The sequence below is a fragment of the Polaribacter sp. genome (assembly GCF_965656025.1).
Lineage (GTDB): Bacteria > Bacteroidota > Bacteroidia > Flavobacteriales > Flavobacteriaceae > Polaribacter.
Window position 1 is genome coordinate 6,964 of sequence record NZ_CBFHJT010000009.1, and the last position, 2,420, is coordinate 9,383.

A 2,420-nucleotide genomic window follows, 5' to 3' on the forward strand; every position below is an offset into this window, starting at 1 on the left:
TCTTGTTGAAGTTGTGAATTTATCTGCGCTACTAGCGCAGATTTTTGGTATTGATTTACAATATTCTGCTTACTCAACTTGCTAAGTTTTGTGCAAATGTAAGATGTATATCAATAAAAACCCATTAAGTGTTTTAATTTATTAAAGATTACAATATATTTGTTCGATTTTAGTTATTATAAGCTAACTAATCCCCTCAAAATATGAAATTTAGATTTTTTATACTCATAGCAATTGTAGCTTTTTCTTTTCAGTCTAAAGCTCAAAATGAAAATCAGAAATGGTCTTTTGGAGTTAGTATTGCTGGTGCCAAATATTCTCTTGAAGCTGGTAAAGTTGTTGGAGGTCAGTTAGCCTACCAAAGTCCGAGGTTAAATATTTCTAGATATATCTTTAAAGGTTTTACTTTAGACGCGGCTTTTGCAACTGCAATTGGAGACAATCAAAAATATACCACTTTCGATGGAGCCATACGTTATGATTTTGGCACTTCTGAAAACAATGTAGTACCTTATTTAGTGGTTGGAGGTAGTATTATAAGTGCACTTAGACCTACATCAACTACAAATTTTGGTGGAGGTACTACTTTTTGGTTCTCGCCAAAGTTTGGCTTAAATATGCAGTTGCTTTATAAACTTTCTCCTACAAATTACGAGAGTCAAAGATCACATTTATATGCCTCTTTTGGTTTGGTGTATAGTTTGGGTAACAGGTCTCTAAACCCAAGGCTTTGGGATAATTAGTTTTAAAACTCCTTCAACATTTTAATCATTTCTTCAGGAGAAATATAGTTAAAGCGTCTTTTTACAATTCTAAAGTTTTTATCTAAAATTAAATTTACAGGTAATGTAAATGGCTTACCTTTTCTTTTTGCCAATAAAAGAGGAATTTCATGAGTTGGTCTTCTACTTTTCTCAAGTTGTTTGTTACTATATTTTATTGCATCAAAAAAAATGGTTTCTTTAGATTCTGTATTCATTTTTATAGCATAATATTCTGAATTTAAAATATGGATAACTTCTTTATTTTTAAAAGCAGTTCTATCCATCTTTTTGCAATAGGTACACCAATCTGCATAAAAAGAAATAAATACTTTTTTGGGTTTTATCTTTAAAGAATCTTCTAGTTGCTGAAAAGAAATCCAGTTAATTTTGCTGTTTTGTCCAGTTATTTTAGTTGATATAACTAGAAACAGAAATAAGAAAATATACCCTGTTTTTTTCATTTTAGTGTAATTTTCCAAATTTTAAACCAATAAAAAAGGTTCTTGGTGCTCCTGGGCCATATACATAATCAGAATCTCTTGTTGGGCCCACATCAAAATCATTTTGATAATTATTAAATATATTTTTAACGCCTACAGAAAAAGTAGTCATAAAATCTTTGCTAAAATCTATGTGAGATTCTAATTTTAAATTTACATCAAAAAATGAATTTACTTCATTTAATTCTAAAAAACCGGTATTGCTTATTACTAGTGGCACAATCATACTGCCTGTATAAGTTCCTGTTAGATCTAAATTAAATTTTTCATTTGGCAACCAACTTGTGTTAAAATAGCCATAGAAATCTGGTGTTCTCGTAAATTTATTTACAACAATATCAGTTTCACCTAAAACAGTACCATCTGTTTCAAAAATAGTTTGAGGATCATTATAAGTTGCATTCTGTATTGTACCACCTAATTGAAATTGTAGTTTCGGATTTGGCGAAACGCCAAACTCAAAATTAGTTCCATATACACTTGCACCAGAACCATTTCTAACTTCCTCTAAAATAGAGCCATTTGATAAAACGGCTCCTGTACTTACCAGTGTAAATGGGTTCTCTATGTTCGTGTAAAAACCCTCTAAAAGTAAATCCATTTGTAATAGGTTGATGTTTTTTGAGTAATTAAAAGAACCTGTAAAAGCATTTGAATATTCGGTTTTTAAATTGTCTGAAAGTATTACAAAACTTGGCTCACCACCAACACTAGAAATGTGTAAATCTTCATTAAAAGCTTGCGATGCTCTAAAACCTCTGGCATAACCACCTCTAAATTTTAAAGCTTCTGTAAATTGATAAGATAGCGTTAAACGTGGTGAAAACGCATTTTGGTTTACATCTACATCTCTATTAATGCTGCCAACAGCATAAGTACCATCTACTGCAACATTGTCAAATCTAGCTCCTACTAATGCAGTAAATTTATCGGAAATTTTCCATTCGTATTGTGCGTATAATCCCAAAGAATTTACAGTTTGATCTATCAAACGATTGTACCCTAAAATTTCATCTTTGGTATTTGTGTGATTATATTCAGACCCAACAGTAATTACATCATTATTTTTAAATGATTTTGTAAACTGTACACCATTTACCCAAGCTAAATCTTTTGTTGTACCAAAAGCATTGTTTGCTGTTATGCTGTCTTGCTT

General features: G+C 30.7%; 3 protein-coding genes. 1 reads left to right on the forward strand and 2 read right to left on the reverse strand.

All coding sequences use genetic code 11. The features are described 5' to 3' along the window. Positions 1–203 precede the first annotated feature (203 nt). Entirely contained in the window at positions 204–743 is a 540-nt protein-coding gene (locus tag ACTG3S_RS02780; protein WP_439127851.1) for a hypothetical protein, read from the forward strand. Positions 744–745: 2 nt separating this feature from the next. Here the strand turns inward: ACTG3S_RS02780 and ACTG3S_RS02785 are convergent, their stop codons facing one another. Both ACTG3S_RS02785 and ACTG3S_RS02790 read right to left on the reverse strand, forming a co-directional pair. After that, complete coding sequence (locus ACTG3S_RS02785; protein ID WP_439127852.1) at positions 746–1,225, reverse strand: thioredoxin family protein; 480 nt, start codon at positions 1,223–1,225, stop codon at positions 746–748. A 1-nt stretch (position 1,226) separates the two neighbouring features. Then, a partial coding sequence (locus tag ACTG3S_RS02790; protein WP_439127853.1) for a TonB-dependent receptor plug domain-containing protein occupies positions 1,227–2,420 on the reverse strand: 1,194 nt, incomplete at its 5' end.

What these genes read in the sequence shown, in the direction of transcription:
- ACTG3S_RS02780 (WP_439127851.1), top strand. Translation starts at nt 204, where the DNA reads ATGAAATTTAGATTTTTTATACTCATAGCAATTGTAGCTTTTTCTTTT.
- ACTG3S_RS02785 (WP_439127852.1), bottom strand. Translation starts at nt 1,225, where the DNA reads ATGAAAAAAACAGGGTATATTTTCTTATTTCTGTTTCTAGTTATATCA.